Raw genomic sequence first — 13,952 nt, 5'->3', positions numbered from 1 at the left:
AATAGGAAGCCTCAGGCAAACCGGTCCTGCATCGCTGCTGCCGCCTTGGCAAGGCTGGTGATATTGTCGCGGATGCGGTTCTCGATCACCCGGCCGACCTGGGGATATTCCTCCAGCAGGCGGTGGAACAGCGAGCGGCTGATCTTCAGGGCCTCGGAGTCCTCGATCGCCACGGCGGTGAACTTGCGCTCCACCATGGTCACGAGCGCCAACTCCGACAGAAGGGTACCGGGACCGACCGTCGCTTCCACCTTCATCTCGCCGCTCCGGTCCGCCATCAGCAGTTCGAAACGGCCCCTTGCGACGATGAAGGCCGACTCCGCCGGGGATTTTTCCCGGAACAGCTGCTGGCCGGTCGTCACCTGCCGACGCTCGGCACCGAAGGCGACGAGGCGCAGCTGGTCGTCGTTCATGTCCCGGAACAGCGGGACCTGCGAAAGCAGGCGGATATCTTCGGTCAGCGACATCAGGGCCCTTTACGGTACGATCTTGTAGCCGCCGTTTTCAGTGACCAGGATTTCGGCGCTCGACGGATCGCGCTCGATCTTCTGGCGAAGACGGTAGACATGGGTTTCCAGCGTATGCGTAGTGACGCCGGAATTATAGCCCCAGACTTCCTCCAGGAGGACGTCGCGGGTCACTACCTTCTGGCCGGCGCGATAGAGGTAGCGGATGATCGCCGCTTCCTTTTCGGTCAGGCGGATCTTCTTGCCGTCCTCGGTGGTCAGCAGCTTCTGGCTCGGCTTGAAGAGATAGGGGCCGACCGTGAAGGTGGCGTCCTCGCTCTGCTCGTACTGGCGAAGCTGGGCACGGATGCGGGCGAGCAGCACGGCGAAGCGGAAGGGCTTCGTCACATAGTCGTTGGCGCCGGCTTCGAGGCCGAGAATGGTGTCGGAATCGGTGTCGTGGCCGGTCAGCATGATGATCGGCGCCTTGAAACCGTTCTTGCGTAAGAGTTTCACCGCTTCGCGACCGTCCATGTCCGGCAGGCCGACGTCCATGATCAGCAGGTCGATCTGGGCATTCTTGGCGGTCTGCAGCGCCTTGGCCGCATTCGCTTCCTGGAGGATTGCGAACTCTTCGTAAAACGACAACTGCTCGACGAGCGTCTCGCGCAGATCATCGTCGTCGTCCACCAGGAGTATCGTGCGCGATGCCATGCGTTCTTGCCTTTCGTCTCGCCGTTGCGTCCAGACTGCTGTTGCAGCCAATCGAAGCGCATTTAGGGCTCCTCGATCTAAATCCCTACAGCATCGACCCAAAAATCGGAATCGATTTTCGGAAAGTACGATGTTTCGATTCAATATGCGCAGCGCTTTAGTGTGCTATGAATTCAAACGAAATCATATTCAAAGCAAAACCTTGTGAGAGAAATGCAGCGTTTTCGCGGGGGAAATCACAAAAAGACTGCCGTCGTCACCGTTCGGACCGCGCCGCGCGACCGGCGTCGGGCGATCGTCTCCTTCGGCGGTATCACCGTGCCGGCGGCGCTCGGGCGGTCCGGCACCACTCCCTTCAAGCGTGAAGGGGATGGCGCAACGCCGATCGCGCCGATGCGCCTCCTCAACGGCTATGTCCGTGGGGACCGCGTGACGCTGCCCCCGACGCCGCTTTCGATCGCGCGCATCGATAAAGACCTGCTGTGGTGCGACCAGCCGGAGCACCCGTCTTACAATCGTCCGGTGAGGGCACCATTCCGGGCAAGCCACGAAGAGATGATGCGGGCTGACGGGCTCTACGACATCTGCCTCGTGCTCGACTGGAACGTCACCTCGCGAGCCCGAAATCGTGGCTCGGCGATCTTCTTCCACCTGATCAAGCCGGGTTACCAGCCGACCGCCGGCTGCATCGCCGTCAGTCTTCCCGACATGAAACGGCTGATCCGGTTCATGCGCAAGGGTACGGTGGTGAGGGTGCTCGGCTAAGGCCTGAAACGAAAATGCCCGGCGCTGAGGGCCGGGCATCTCAAAATCAAAGCTGGAAAACGCTCATTTCCACTCGCGGATGTCGACGAAGTGGCCGGCGACCGCGGCTGCGGCGGCCATGGCCGGCGAGACGAGATGGGTGCGGCCCTTGTAACCTTGGCGGCCCTCGAAATTGCGGTTGGAGGTGGAAGCGCAGCGCTCGCCCGGCTTCAGGCGGTCGTCGTTCATCGCCAGGCACATCGAGCAGCCCGGCTCGCGCCATTCGAAACCGGCATCCTTGAAGATCTTGTCGAGGCCTTCGGCTTCCGCTTGTTCCTTGACGATGCCCGAGCCCGGGACGACCATGGCGGACACGGTCGATGCGACGGCGCGGCCTTCGACAACCTTGGCTGCAGCACGCAGGTCTTCGATGCGGCCGTTGGTGCAGGAGCCGATGAAGACGCGGTCGATGGCGATATCGGTGATCTTGGTGCCGGGCTTCAGGCCCATATAGTCCAGAGCGCGCCATTTCGAGGTGCGCTTGGTTTCGTCCTGGATATCGTCCGGGTTCGGAACGGAGCCTTCGACCGAGATCACGTCTTCCGGTGAGGAGCCCCAGGAGACGATCGGCGGCAGGTTGGCGGCGTCGAGCACGACGACTTTGTCGAAATGCGCGCCTTCGTCCGTCTGCAGCGTCTTCCAGTAGTCGAGCGCCATGTCCCAGGCCTTGCCCTTCGGGGCGCGCGGTTTGTCCTTGATATACTCGAAGGTCTTTTCGTCCGGCGCGATCAGGCCGGCGCGGGCGCCGCCTTCGATCGTCATGTTGCAGACCGTCATGCGGCCTTCCATGGAGAGCGCGCGGATCGCCTCACCGGCGAACTCGATGACATGGCCCGTGCCGCCGGCGGTGCCGATCTCGCCGATGATGGCAAGGATGATGTCCTTGGCGGTGACGCCCGGCGGCAACTGGCCGTCGACGCGCACCAGCATGTTCTTCGCCTTCTTCTGCACCAGCGTCTGGGTGGCGAGCACATGCTCGACCTCAGACGTACCGATGCCGTGCGCCAGCGCGCCGAAAGCGCCGTGGGTGGAGGTGTGGCTGTCGCCGCAGACAATGGTCATGCCCGGCAGGGTAAAACCCTGTTCGGGGCCGACGATGTGGACGATGCCCTGGCGGACGTCCTTTTCCGAATAATATTCGACGCCGAAGTCGCGGGCGTTCTGGGCAAGCGCTTCCACCTGGATGCGGCTTTCCTCGTTCTTGATGCCTTCGTGGCGGTCGGCCGTGGTCGGGACGTTATGGTCCACGACGGCGAGCGTCTTTTCCGGTGCGCGGACCTTGCGGCCGGCGATGCGCAGGCCCTCGAAAGCCTGCGGCGACGTCACCTCGTGAACGAGGTGACGGTCGATGTAGAGAAGACAGGTGTGGTTCTCGTCCTCGGAAACGACGTGGTCGTCCCAGATCTTGTCGTAAAGGGTGCGGGGTGCGCTCATGGCTGCTGTCCGTATAACTGACTGAAACTGGAAATGGGTGTCCGGCAGCACAGGGCTGCCTCAAGCTGAGGAAAGTCAGCTAAGTCGGTCGCAAAGCGCCCCGGATACCCGCGCGAAAAACCGTGCCGGCAGACGTTTGTGGTCCTGCAGCACGACGATATGGTTCGCGAGGCATCCGAATTTCGATCCCATGGCCGCTGCAATAGCAGTTTCCGGGGAAATCGGCAATCGAATTGCTTCGCAGAAAATCTGTCGCATCTCTGTCATAAAGCTTTCGCGGAAACGTGGTTGATCTGGGTTTCCATAAAGGAGGAATGCCTACCATGTCCGAACCCATGCAAGACCAGCTCAGCCGCATCAAGGAAGAGATCGCCGACAGCTTCGATGAAGAGCTGGAAATGCAGATGGAAGAGGACCGGCTCGACGAGCTGGTCGCCGAGGGCATGTCTGAGCCCGCCGAGGCGACGATCGACCGCCGGATCTATTTCCGCGAACTCTTCCGCCTCCAGCACGAACTCGTCCGCCTGCAGGACTGGGTACAATACAAGAAGCTGAAGATGGTCGTGCTGTTCGAAGGCCGCGACTCGGCCGGCAAGGGCGGCGCCATCAAGCGCGTCACCCAGCGCCTCAATCCGCGTGTCGCCCGCGTCGTCGCGCTGCCCGCGCCGACCGAGCGCGAACAGAACCAGTGGTATTTCCAGCGCTACGTCCCGCACCTGCCGACCGCCGGCGAAATGGTGATGTTCGACCGCTCCTGGTACAACCGCGCCGGCGTCGAGCGGGTCATGGGCTTCTGCACCAAGGACGAACTGGAAGAGTTCTTCCGCTCGGTGCCGGAATTCGAACGCATGCTGGTCCGCTCCGGCATCATCCTCGTCAAATACTGGTTCTCGATTACCGACGAGGAGCAGGAATTCCGCTTCAAGATGCGCATCCACGATCCCCTGAAGCAGTGGAAGCTGTCGCCGATGGACCTCGAAAGCCGCGTCCACTGGGAAGAATATACCAAGGCGAAGGAAGAGATGCTCCAGCGCACCCACATCCCGGAAGCGCCGTGGTGGGTGGTGCAGGCCGTCGACAAGAAGAAGGCGCGGCTCAACATGATCTCCCACCTTCTCGCCCAGGTGCCTTACGAGACCGTTCCGAAGGAGCAGATCGACCTGCCGGGCCGCGTCCGGAACGACGACTACATTCGCCATCCGGTGCCGGCGGACATGTACGTCCCGGAAGTGTACTAAACAGAAACGCGCCCTGCCGTCGTTGACGCTGCGGGCGCTCGGCAGGGACTGAAACGGCGAGGCGGCCTTCGGGCCGCCTTTTGCGTTAGCGCTCCGTCCTTTTCCGCAAACGTGCTTCGAGGCCGCGCAGGGCCAGCGACAGGCCGATCGTCAGCAGCAGGTAGATATAGGTGACGATCGAATAGGTCTCGAAGAAGCGGAAGGAGCCGGCCGCGTAGACCTTGGCCATCTGGGTGATGTCGGCGACGCCGAGTACCGAGACGAGCGAACTATCCTTCACCATCGAGACGAAGTCGTTGGAAAGCGGCGGCAGGATCACCCGCATCGCCTGGGGGAAGACGATCAGCCGGAAACGCTGCCAGCGACTGAGGCCCAGCGCCTTCGCCGCCTCGATCTGGCCGATGTCGACGGCTTGGAACCCGGCGCGAAAGATTTCGGCGATGAAGGCTGCATAACCGATCGTCAGGGCGATGATCGCCCGCCACAAGAGCGAGACGTCGCGCACCAGAAGCGCCTGGACCCAGCCGCGCTCGATCAGCGGCGACAGCGCCCAATTGTAGAGCGTCACGAAGGCCGGTGCGCCGACGAAGGCGATGTAGAAGAGCAGGACGAGGATCGGGATGCCGCGGATGAGCTCGATATAGAAACGCGCCGCCTGCCTCAGCACGACATTGCCGGAAAGCCCTGCAAGCGCGATGCCGAGCCCCAGCAGCGTCGCCAGGAGAAAGGCTGCCAGTGTCACGCCGACCGTGATGCCGATGCCCCTGGCGACGACATTGAAGACCTGGGAATAAAGATCGTTGAGGGCGATGACCGCCGCCAGGCCGAGGCAAAGTATCGCGAAGGCGACCAGCCACCAGGGGAAATCCTGCGGCTGGGACGTTCTGCGACGCGAAGGCGCCATGCCTTTACTGGCCCATCTTGTAATCGAGGAACCACTTCTTGTTCAGCGCATCGAGCGTGCCGTCAGCCTTCAGCGCGGCGATCGCGGCGTTGACCGGCGCAACGAGATTCGAACCCTTCTTGAAGATGAAGCCGAAATCCTCGGTGCCGAGCGGCGCGCCGATCAGCTTCAGGGTACCGCCGGAGGCCTTGACGTAACCGTCGCCGGCGGTGCTGTCGGTCAGCACCAGATCGACATCTCCCGCCTTCAGCGCCTGCACGGTCGCCCCAAAGGTTTCGAACAGCTTGATCCGCGGGTTCTGCTCGTTGCCGTCGAGGATTTCGTAGACCGCCGTGTAGAACGGGCTCGTTCCCGGCTGGGCGCCGATCAGGCCGGTCGCCAGGGCGCCAAAACTCTTGGCGTCGGCGAAGCGTTTTTCATCGCCGCGTACCAGCATCAGCTGTTGCGAGCGCATATAGGGATCGGAGAAGTCGACCTTCTGTTTACGATCATCCTTGATGGTGATGCCGGTCATGCCGATGTCGTATTGCCCGTCGGAAACGGCCTGGATCATCGCGTCCCAGCTGGTGTTCTGGTATTCGAGCTTGAAATTCAGCCGCCTGGCGATCTCGTTCATCGCATCGTATTCCCAGCCGATCGCCTTGCCGCTTTTGGGATCGACAAATTGCAGCGGCGGATAGGCGTTTTCCGTGACCACGACAACCGCCTGGCCGCCGAGGTCGGGAAGATCGATGGCAAGGCTCGGGGAGGGGGCAAGAAAGAGTGCGGCAAGGCCGGCAATAACGGTGCGGCGGAAAGGCATCAGGACACTCCCGTAAAATGAGAACCGCATTCGACTCTCACGAAACCGGCTCAGATGACAAGCGGCGAAATCGGGTGCGGAGCATCAACTTTCCCGTGCTCCGGAACAAAGCGGCGCATGCGGCCTTTACGAGGCAGCGAAGGTTCCAGTGCGTTCAAGAGCATCAAGCCGCGGGAGGATATGTCTATGGTTTCCGAACAGCAACTGATCTCCAAGATCACCTGGCGGCTGATGCCGTTTCTCGGGGTTCTTTATCTCATCGCCTATATCGACCGCCAGAATGTCAGCTTCGCCAAGCTCGACATGGTATCCGCACTTGGCATGAGCGAATATGCCTACGGGCTCGGCGCGTCCCTGTTCTTCATCGGCTATTTCCTCTTCGAAGTGCCGAGCAACCTGTTTCTCACGCGGTTCGGCGCCAGCCGCTGGTTCGCCCGCATCATGATCTCCTGGGGCATCGTCACCATCGCGCTCGCCTACACCCAGAACGCTACGATGTTCTACATCCTGCGTTTCCTGCTCGGTGTGTGCGAAGCCGGGTTCTTTCCGGGCGTCCTCTATCTTCTGACCCTCTGGTTCCCGGAGGATTATCGCGGGCGCATGGTCGGGCTGTTCATGATCTTCAGCGCTCTTGCCAATGCGGTCGGCGCTCCGCTCGGCGGCACGCTGCTCGATCTCGACGGGCTTCTCGGTCTTGCCGGCTGGGAATGGGTTTTCCTTGCGACCGGGGTGCCGGCCGTCATCGCTGGCATCGTCACGCTCTTTTATCTCGACGATACGCCGGAAAAGGCGAAGTTCCTGAACGACGAGGAAAAGAAGTGGCTGCATGATCGGCTTGCCCGGGAGAAATCGGGTATGGACGAGCATTCCGACAACGGCTTCAAAGCGCTCCTGAACCCTCGGGTTCTCGTCATGGCGCTGTGCTATATCGGGTTTCCGCTTGCCGCCTATGGCCTGAGCTATTGGCTGCCGACCATCGTCAAGGGTTTTGGCGTTTCAAACACCGCCAATGGTTTTATCAATATCATTCCGTGGGTGATCGTCGCCGTCGCGCTCTGGGCGGTACCGGCAGCCGCCGACAAGGTGGCCAGGAAGACGCCCTATATCGTCATTCCGGCCTTCGTCGGGGCAATCAGCCTTGCCCTGTCGGCGATCTTCGCCAATCCGACGCTGCAGTTCGTCTTCCTCTGCGTTGCTGCCGCGGGCATCTTCGCCGGGCAGCCGGTATTCTGGAGCCTGCCGTCGCGCTTCCTGAAAGGTGCGGGTGCTGCGGCCGGCATCGCGGCCATCAACTCCGTCGGCAATCTCGGTGGCTTCATCGCGCAGAACGTGGTGCCCTGGATCAAGGATCAGACCGGCAGCAATATCCTGCCGATGTTCTTCCTGGCGGTCTGCCTTGCCGTCGCCGGTGTCCTCGTCATCATCGTGGGGCGAATGTTGGCGGCGAGACAGGCGATCTCCGTCTGACCGGACATTACTGCCATTGGTTCCCTCCGCGGAACCAATGGCGGCAAAACTGCCTGCTTCCGCCTCATCGGCGTTTCTCCTATGTCTTTTGGCACGCCAGATCAAAACGCTTGGAGAATGTCGATGATACGAATCTTTAAACATGCCGCTCTGGGTTTGGCTCTGTTCGGGGCCGCGATGGGCACGCTTATCGCGCCCTCGCTGGCACAGGAGCCGGTGCTGGCCGCCCCGGACAAAGACGCGCTTTTCACCAGCACGGACCCCAAGCTGCATGCAAACAAGCAGGTTGTCTACGGCATCGTCCGTGACCTGCTGGAAGCCAATCAGTGGGACAAGGCCGATCAGTATCTCACGGAACGTTACATCCAGCACAACCCGAATGCCGCGTCAGGACGCGAGGGGGTGGTACGCTATTTCATCGACGTCCTGAAGCGGAAGCCGAGCCCCATTCCGACCAAGATAAAAACGCCGGTCGCCTTTGTCACAGCGGAAGGCGATCTGGTGACCGTGGGGACGGTGCGCGAAATGAAAGATCCTCGCGATCCTTCGAAGAGCTATACCAGCACCTGGTACGACACATGGCGTATCGTCAACGGCAAGGCCGACGAACACTGGGATTCGGCCGTCAGGAATTAAACCTGTATCGCGCAACAAAAAAGGCGGCTCGAAGGCCGCCTTTTCCGTATTCGATATGAAAAGCTTATTCGGCAGTCGCTTCAGCAGCCTTGGCGGCTTCTGCGGCTTCAGCAGCTTCTGCTGCGGCCTTTGCTTCAGCGGCTTCCGCTGCTGCCTTTTCGGCGGCGAGAGCCTGGGCTGCTGCAACCTTCTCGGCTTCGATACGTGCCTTCTCTTCGGCAACGGCCTGACGCTCGGCGTCGTTCAGCTTGCGGGCGCGAACGCCGGTGTCTTCAACGATACGAGCCGACTTGCCGCGACGATCGCGCAGGTAATAGAGCTTGGCGCGACGGACCTTACCGCGGCGAACGATTTCGACGCTCTCGACCATCGGCGAGTAGATCGGGAATACGCGCTCGACGCCTTCGCCGTAGGAGATCTTGCGAACGGTGAAGCTTTCGTTGATGCCGCCGCCGGAACGGGCGATGCAGACGCCTTCATAGGCCTGTACGCGGGTACGGGTGCCTTCCGTGACCTTCACGTTGACGCGGACGGTGTCGCCAGCGGAAAATTCCGGAAGCGTGCGCTTGGCTGCAATCTTGGCGGCCTGTTCGGCTTCCAATTCCTGGATGATATTCATCGTCTCAAACCTTTGGTTCTTCTGAAACAGCCAGAGCGCTCGGATATATCCCTTTGGTCAAAGCCTCGGGGATTTGCCTTTTCGGCAGAGCGGATTCACCATTCTTTGTTGCTGGTCGACGGGATATTTCCCATTTCCGGCTGGGCCAATACACCAAAGACATGGGTTTGTCATCCCGTTGATTGCGATTTTATGACGAAAAAGCCCGCTATTGCCGGGTTTCGCCGAAGCGGCTATCTGATGGCCAGGGATGAGGAAACATCAATGACAATCACAATGATAGCCCTGCTCGCCGCGGCGGGCTTCCTGTCCGGTGCGGTCAACGCGATCGCCGGCGGCGGAACCTTTCTGACCTTCGGGGCGATGACGCTTGCCGGCGTTCCGCCGATCCTCGCCAATGCGACGTCCTCGATCGTCCAGTTTCCGGGCTACGTTACTTCGACGATCGCCTATTGGGACGAGATTTCCAGCCGCTGGCGCAGCGCGCTGGTGCTTGCGCTGGTTTCGGTGGTCGGCGCCGTTGCCGGCGCCTTCCTGCTGCTGTCGCTCGACAATCCGTCCTTCCGCGCGCTGGTGCCCTGGCTGCTGGCGGCTGCGACCGCTGTGTTTGCGGCAGGTCCCTGGCTCAAGCCAAGAGCATCCGCGGAGCGCCCAGCGGGTTCGCCCGGTTCCGTCATCGCCCAGTTTCTGACAGCTATCTATGGCGGGTTCTTCGGCGCCGGCATGGGCATCATGATGCTCGCCGTGCTCGGCGTCACCACCGGCGGCAGCTATCACCATCTCAACGCACTCAAGAACATGCTGGCGATCCTGATCGCCGCCGTCGCCATCGTCGTCTTCGTCGGCGGCGGCGTCATCGCCTGGCCGGAAGCGATCGTGATGATCCCGGCAGGCGCGCTGGGCGGTTATGCCGGCGTGTGGATGGCGCGGCGGGTGCCACAGGCGGTGCTGCGCTGGTGCGTGGTGGCCGTCGGGGTCGGGTTGACGATCTATTATTTCGTAACGGGGTGAAGAGGTATTCTTACTCGCCCTTCAGCAAATCCGGCCGCCGCTCCGCGGTCAGCTTTTTTGCCTCCTCAAGCCGCCATTTTTCGATAGCGGCATGATTGCCCGATGTCAGCACGGCTGGAATCTCACGCCCTTCGAATACCTGCGGCCTGGTATATTGCGGGTGTTCAAGCAGCCCGTTTTCGAAGCTTTCGTGGGTGCCGGACAGCGCGTTGCCCATCACGCCCGGCAGGATGCGCACCACCGCGTCGAGCAGCGTCAGCGCCGCCGGCTCGCCGCCGGAGAGAACGTAGTCGCCGATCGACACCTCTTCGAGATCGCGGGCATCGATCACCCGCTGGTCGACGCCTTCGAACCGGCCGCAGATGATCACCACGCCATCGCCGGCTGCCAACTCGCGTACCCTCTCTTGCGTCAGTGGTTTTCCGCGCGGGCTCATCAGCAGGCGCGGGCGTCCCGGGGCCAAGTCGTCACCTTCGGAGACGTTGTCGATCGCCTTGGCCAGAATATCCGGCTTCAGCACCATGCCGGCGCCGCCGCCGGCCGGCGTGTCGTCGACGGTGCGGTGCCGGTCCTCGGCAAAATCGCGGATCTGCACCGTGTCGAGCGACCATTGTCCACGCTCCAGCGCCTTGCCGGCGAGCGAAAAGGCCAGATGACCCGGAAACATTTCCGGATAGAGCGTCAGAATGGTGGCGCGAAACGTCATCGCGCCTACTTGCCCTTCTTGGGGAAACCCGGCGCGGCGCCGTCGTCTTCCGGGTTCTCGGCAAGGCCTGCCGCCTGCGGATCGATGAGGATCTTGCGGCCTTCGAGGTCGATTTCCAACACCGCAGCTTCGGAGAAGGGGATGAGGGTAGGGCGGCGGCCGGGGCCTTTCAGCTCCAGCAGATCGCCGGCGCCGAAATCATAGACCGCGCTCACCGTGCCGTAGCTCTTGCCGTCCTGATCGACCGCTTCGAGGCCTTCGAGGTCCGCATAATAGAATTCGTCTTCCTCGAGTTCGTCGTCCGGCAGGTTGTCGCGCTCGATGAAGAGTTCGAGGCCGGCCAGCGCTTCGGCCGCATTGCGGTCGTTGATGCCGCGGAAGCGGACGATCGCGATGTTCTTCGCCTCGCGGATTTCGAGGATCTCGAAAATCCGGCCGTCCTCGCTGTGCAGGTTGCCGTATTCGCCGAGCGCCGTCGCATCGGCCGTATACGTGCGCACCCGCACCTCGCCTCTCAAGCCTTGGGCGGCGCCGATGGTCGCCATCAGAATGGGGTTCTCGAGCTTGGTCATGCGGGTCGTGATCTCAGTTGCCGTGCGCTCATTTAAGCGCTGCGCGATTAAAAGCAAACAGCAAAACGGGCAGCGCGTTGCCGCGCCACCCGTCGATTGCGAAGAATTTTTGCGAAGCTTATGCTTCGGCGGCGGCAGCCGCTGCGTCTTCAGCCTTCTGGGCCCGTTCCTTGACGCGTTCCTGGGCCTTCTTGCCCGGTAGTGCCTTTTCCGGGTTGTTCTTGGCAGCGCGCTGGGCAAGGCCGGCTTCCGCGAGGAAACGCAGAACGCGGTCGGTCGGCTGGGCGCCGTTGTCGATCCAATGCTGGATGCGCTCGGCGTTCAGTTCAACGCGCTTGGCATCGTCCTTGGCGAGCATCGGGTTCCAGGAACCGAGCTTTTCGAGGAAGCGGCCGTCGCGGGGCGAACGGGCGTCGGCAACGACGACGGTGTAATACGGACGCTTCTTGGAGCCGCCGCGGGCGAGACGAATTTTCAGGGCCATTTCATTTACTCCTAGGTTTTCTGGCCGCCGTCAGGCGGGCCGGGTTCTTCTTGAGGCCGCCATCAGGCGGGCTGGTTCAGGCTGTTTTCGTGCCGACGTGTTCGGCGGCGATGGCTTCATGATGCCGGATGACTTCCTTGATGACGAAGTTCAGGAACTTCTCGGCGAAATCCGGGTCCAGATGCGCTTCCTTCGCCAGGCGGCGAAGACGCTCGATCTGGAATTCTTCGCGCGCCGGGTCGGCCGGCGGCAAATCATATTGGGCTTTGAGGACGCCCACTTCCTTGGTGCAGCGAAAACGCTCCGCCAGCATGTGCACGAGCGCCGCGTCGATGTTGTCGATCGACTGGCGATAGCTTGCAAGTTTCGCTTTGACCTCGGGGTCAACCATTGGCGTGTCCTCCCTCACTTCTTCTTGGGCAGGCCCGGTAGACCGGGAAAACCGCCGCCGAGGCCGGGTAGCTTGGGGGCACCAAGACCCGGCATGCCGCCGCCCGGAAGGCCAGGCATGGAGCCGGGCTTCAGCCCCGCCGCCTCTGCCTGCTTCTGCAGCGCTTCGAGCTGTTTCGGATCGAGCTTGGAAAGGTCGGGCATGCCGCCCATTCCACCCATTCCGCCGCCCAGGCCGCCCCCCATGCCACCAAGACCCATCTTGGAGGCAAGGCCGCCCATCATCTGCTTCATCATGCCGCCCTTGCCCTTGCCGCCCATCATTTTCATCATGTCGGCCATCTGGCGATGCATTTTCAGCAGCTTGTTGATTTCGGCGGCGTCCGTGCCGGAACCGGCGGCAATGCGCTTCTTACGGCTGTGCTTCAGCACGTCGGGATTGGCGCGCTCGGCTTTGGTCATCGACTGGATGATGGCGATATGGCGAGCGAACGTCTTGTCGCTCATGCCGGCGGCCGAAAGCTTGTCCTTCATGCCGCTCATGCCGGGCATCAGCCCCATGATGCCGCCCATGCCGCCGAGCGACTGCATCTGCTTCAGCTGTTCGGCGAGATCGTTCAGGTCGAACTTGCCCTTGGCCATCTTTTCGGCCATGGCGCGCGCCTTGTCGGCGTCGATATTCTCCGCGGCCTTCTCGACCAGCGAGACGATGTCGCCCATGCCGAGAATGCGGTCGGCGATGCGGCGGGGATGGAATTCCTCCATCTCCGTCATCTTTTCGCCGGTGCCGATCAGCTTGATCGGTTTGCCGGTGACGGCGCGCATCGAAAGGGCCGCGCCACCGCGGCCGTCGCCGTCCATGCGGGTTAGCACGAGGCCGGTAATGCCGACGCGTTCGTCGAAATTGCGGGCGAGGTTGACGGCGTCCTGGCCGGTGAGACTATCGGCGACCAGCAGGATTTCATGCGGGTTGGAGCGGCGCTTGATCTCGGCCATCTCCGCCATCAGCGGCTCGTCGATATGGGTGCGGCCGGCGGTGTCGAGGATGACCACGTCATGGCCGCCGAGCTTGGCCGCCTGCACGGCGCGGGCTGCGATCTCGGTCGGCGACTGGCCGGCGATGATCGGCAGCGTGTCGACGCCGGTCTGTACGCCGAGCTGGCGAAGCTGTTCCTGGGCGGCCGGGCGGCGCGTGTCGAGCGATGCCATCAGCACCTTCTTGCGCTCGCGATCGGTCAGCCGCTTGGCGATTTTGCCCGTCGTCGTCGTCTTGCCGGAGCCCTGCAGGCCGACCATCATGATCACGACCGGGGCGACCGCATGCAGGTCGATGCCGACCCCTTCGGAGCCGAGCATCTCGATCAGCTCGTCATGGACGATCTTGACGACCATCTGGCCGGGCTTGATCGACTTCAGAACTTCGGCGCCGACCGCCTTTTCGCGCACCTTGTCGGTAAACGAACGCACGACTTCCAGCGCCACGTCTGCTTCCAGCAGGGCACGGCGAACCTCGCGCAGAGCGGCGGACACATCCGCTTCACTCAATGCGCCACGGCCGGTCAGTCCACTCAAGATGGAGCCAAGACGGTCCTGGAGGCTTTCGAACATCGTTTCTTCCTTCTCGCGTTTCGGGATCACCGAAACGTCGGGTTCTCATCTGCCAAAAACAAGAGACAAAGCCAAAAAGCACCCGAGGGCGCAACGCGCTGTCGGGTGTTGACCTCC

Annotated in this window: 16 protein-coding genes; 5 read left to right on the top strand and 11 right to left on the bottom strand. The window is 61.9% G+C overall.

The window, feature by feature from the left end; all coding sequences use genetic code 11:
- Positions 1–11 precede the first annotated feature (11 nt).
- Both AC1D3C_RS24815 and AC1D3C_RS24810 read right to left on the bottom strand, forming a co-directional pair.
- Positions 12–467: a cyclic nucleotide-binding domain-containing protein gene (locus tag AC1D3C_RS24815; RefSeq protein WP_477484727.1), complete on the bottom strand. Its 456-nt coding sequence runs from the start codon at positions 465–467 to the stop codon at positions 12–14.
- Positions 468–476: 9 nt separating this feature from the next.
- On the bottom strand, positions 477–1,160 hold the full coding sequence (locus AC1D3C_RS24810; RefSeq protein ID WP_477484726.1) for a response regulator transcription factor: 684 nt from the start codon (positions 1,158–1,160) through the stop codon (positions 477–479).
- A 213-nt stretch (positions 1,161–1,373) separates the two neighbouring features.
- On the opposite strand from AC1D3C_RS24810, the gene AC1D3C_RS24805 reads away from it, so the two are divergent.
- Positions 1,374–1,925 (top strand): L,D-transpeptidase family protein, encoded by a 552-nt coding sequence (locus tag AC1D3C_RS24805; RefSeq protein ID WP_477484725.1) that lies wholly within the window; start codon positions 1,374–1,376, stop codon positions 1,923–1,925.
- A 63-nt stretch (positions 1,926–1,988) separates the two neighbouring features.
- On the opposite strand, the gene leuC is transcribed toward AC1D3C_RS24805, so the two are convergent.
- Positions 1,989–3,398 (bottom strand): 3-isopropylmalate dehydratase large subunit, encoded by a 1,410-nt coding sequence (gene leuC / locus AC1D3C_RS24800; RefSeq protein WP_247137243.1) that lies wholly within the window; start codon positions 3,396–3,398, stop codon positions 1,989–1,991.
- Positions 3,399–3,721: 323 nt separating this feature from the next.
- On the opposite strand from leuC, the gene ppk2 reads away from it, so the two are divergent.
- Positions 3,722–4,636, top strand: a complete 915-nt coding sequence (gene ppk2 / locus AC1D3C_RS24795; RefSeq protein ID WP_105403853.1) for a polyphosphate kinase 2 — start codon at positions 3,722–3,724, stop codon at positions 4,634–4,636.
- Positions 4,637–4,721: 85 nt separating this feature from the next.
- Here the strand turns inward: ppk2 and AC1D3C_RS24790 are convergent, their stop codons facing one another.
- Positions 4,722–5,540, bottom strand: coding sequence for an amino acid ABC transporter permease (locus tag AC1D3C_RS24790; RefSeq protein WP_477484724.1), 819 nt, complete (start codon positions 5,538–5,540; stop codon positions 4,722–4,724).
- A 4-nt stretch (positions 5,541–5,544) separates the two neighbouring features.
- Positions 5,545–6,342, bottom strand: a complete 798-nt coding sequence (locus AC1D3C_RS24785; RefSeq protein WP_477484723.1) for a transporter substrate-binding domain-containing protein — start codon at positions 6,340–6,342, stop codon at positions 5,545–5,547.
- 186 nt (positions 6,343–6,528) lie between these two features.
- Between AC1D3C_RS24785 and AC1D3C_RS24780 the strand changes: the two genes are divergently transcribed.
- A complete protein-coding gene (locus AC1D3C_RS24780; RefSeq protein ID WP_038546700.1) occupies positions 6,529–7,809 on the top strand; it encodes an MFS transporter in 1,281 nt (426 codons plus the stop codon).
- A gap of 123 nt (positions 7,810–7,932) precedes the next feature.
- Complete coding sequence (locus AC1D3C_RS24775; RefSeq protein WP_197569338.1) at positions 7,933–8,445, top strand: nuclear transport factor 2 family protein; 513 nt, start codon at positions 7,933–7,935, stop codon at positions 8,443–8,445.
- 64 nt (positions 8,446–8,509) lie between these two features.
- Here the strand turns inward: AC1D3C_RS24775 and rplS are convergent, their stop codons facing one another.
- A complete protein-coding gene (gene rplS / locus AC1D3C_RS24770; protein ID WP_038546695.1) occupies positions 8,510–9,064 on the bottom strand; it encodes a 50S ribosomal protein L19 in 555 nt (184 codons plus the stop codon).
- Between the two features lie 264 nt (positions 9,065–9,328).
- Here rplS and AC1D3C_RS24765 point away from each other — a divergent pair, with 264 nt between their 5' ends.
- Complete coding sequence (locus tag AC1D3C_RS24765) at positions 9,329–10,075, top strand: sulfite exporter TauE/SafE family protein (RefSeq protein ID WP_247137249.1); 747 nt, start codon at positions 9,329–9,331, stop codon at positions 10,073–10,075.
- 10 nt (positions 10,076–10,085) lie between these two features.
- Here the strand turns inward: AC1D3C_RS24765 and trmD are convergent, their stop codons facing one another.
- The 5 genes from trmD to ffh all read right to left on the bottom strand — a co-directional run bounded on the left by trmD (position 10,086) and on the right by ffh (position 13,835).
- Positions 10,086–10,781, bottom strand: coding sequence for a tRNA (guanosine(37)-N1)-methyltransferase TrmD (trmD, locus tag AC1D3C_RS24760; RefSeq protein WP_477484722.1), 696 nt, complete (start codon positions 10,779–10,781; stop codon positions 10,086–10,088).
- 5 nt (positions 10,782–10,786) lie between these two features.
- Positions 10,787–11,353, bottom strand: a complete 567-nt coding sequence (gene rimM, locus AC1D3C_RS24755) for a ribosome maturation factor RimM (RefSeq protein ID WP_038546686.1) — start codon at positions 11,351–11,353, stop codon at positions 10,787–10,789.
- Between the two features lie 118 nt (positions 11,354–11,471).
- Positions 11,472–11,837: a 30S ribosomal protein S16 gene (gene rpsP / locus AC1D3C_RS24750; protein ID WP_038546684.1), complete on the bottom strand. Its 366-nt coding sequence runs from the start codon at positions 11,835–11,837 to the stop codon at positions 11,472–11,474.
- A 76-nt stretch (positions 11,838–11,913) separates the two neighbouring features.
- Positions 11,914–12,228, bottom strand: a complete 315-nt coding sequence (locus tag AC1D3C_RS24745) for a chorismate mutase (protein ID WP_038546681.1) — start codon at positions 12,226–12,228, stop codon at positions 11,914–11,916.
- Between the two features lie 14 nt (positions 12,229–12,242).
- On the bottom strand, positions 12,243–13,835 hold the full coding sequence (gene ffh / locus AC1D3C_RS24740) for a signal recognition particle protein (RefSeq protein WP_477484721.1): 1,593 nt from the start codon (positions 13,833–13,835) through the stop codon (positions 12,243–12,245).
- Positions 13,836–13,952 lie beyond the last annotated feature (117 nt).

Source organism: Neorhizobium sp. P1_A6 (assembly GCF_056406795.1).
The sequence above is the reverse complement of the archived record's forward strand: the minus strand, read 5'-3'. Positions and strand labels throughout refer to the sequence as shown.

Excerpts from the sequence above, each read along its gene's own strand:
- AC1D3C_RS24775 (WP_197569338.1), top strand. The coding sequence starts at position 7,933 with ATGATACGAATCTTTAAACATGCCGCTCTGGGTTTGGCTCTGTTCGGG.
- AC1D3C_RS24785 (WP_477484723.1), bottom strand. The coding sequence starts at position 6,342 with ATGCCTTTCCGCCGCACCGTTATTGCCGGCCTTGCCGCACTCTTTCTT.
- AC1D3C_RS24780 (WP_038546700.1), top strand. The coding sequence starts at position 6,529 with ATGGTTTCCGAACAGCAACTGATCTCCAAGATCACCTGGCGGCTGATG.
- leuC (WP_247137243.1), bottom strand. The coding sequence starts at position 3,398 with ATGAGCGCACCCCGCACCCTTTACGACAAGATCTGGGACGACCACGTC.
- AC1D3C_RS24805 (WP_477484725.1), top strand. The coding sequence starts at position 1,374 with ATGCAGCGTTTTCGCGGGGGAAATCACAAAAAGACTGCCGTCGTCACC.
- ppk2 (WP_105403853.1), top strand. The coding sequence starts at position 3,722 with ATGTCCGAACCCATGCAAGACCAGCTCAGCCGCATCAAGGAAGAGATC.
- AC1D3C_RS24810 (WP_477484726.1), bottom strand. The coding sequence starts at position 1,160 with ATGGCATCGCGCACGATACTCCTGGTGGACGACGACGATGATCTGCGC.
- AC1D3C_RS24745 (WP_038546681.1), bottom strand. The coding sequence starts at position 12,228 with ATGGTTGACCCCGAGGTCAAAGCGAAACTTGCAAGCTATCGCCAGTCG.
- rimM (WP_038546686.1), bottom strand. The coding sequence starts at position 11,353 with ATGACCAAGCTCGAGAACCCCATTCTGATGGCGACCATCGGCGCCGCC.
- AC1D3C_RS24765 (WP_247137249.1), top strand. The coding sequence starts at position 9,329 with ATGACAATCACAATGATAGCCCTGCTCGCCGCGGCGGGCTTCCTGTCC.
- rplS (WP_038546695.1), bottom strand. The coding sequence starts at position 9,064 with ATGAATATCATCCAGGAATTGGAAGCCGAACAGGCCGCCAAGATTGCA.
- rpsP (WP_038546684.1), bottom strand. The coding sequence starts at position 11,837 with ATGGCCCTGAAAATTCGTCTCGCCCGCGGCGGCTCCAAGAAGCGTCCG.
- ffh (WP_477484721.1), bottom strand. The coding sequence starts at position 13,835 with ATGTTCGAAAGCCTCCAGGACCGTCTTGGCTCCATCTTGAGTGGACTG.
- AC1D3C_RS24815 (WP_477484727.1), bottom strand. The coding sequence starts at position 467 with ATGTCGCTGACCGAAGATATCCGCCTGCTTTCGCAGGTCCCGCTGTTC.
- AC1D3C_RS24790 (WP_477484724.1), bottom strand. The coding sequence starts at position 5,540 with ATGGCGCCTTCGCGTCGCAGAACGTCCCAGCCGCAGGATTTCCCCTGG.
- trmD (WP_477484722.1), bottom strand. The coding sequence starts at position 10,781 with ATGACGTTTCGCGCCACCATTCTGACGCTCTATCCGGAAATGTTTCCG.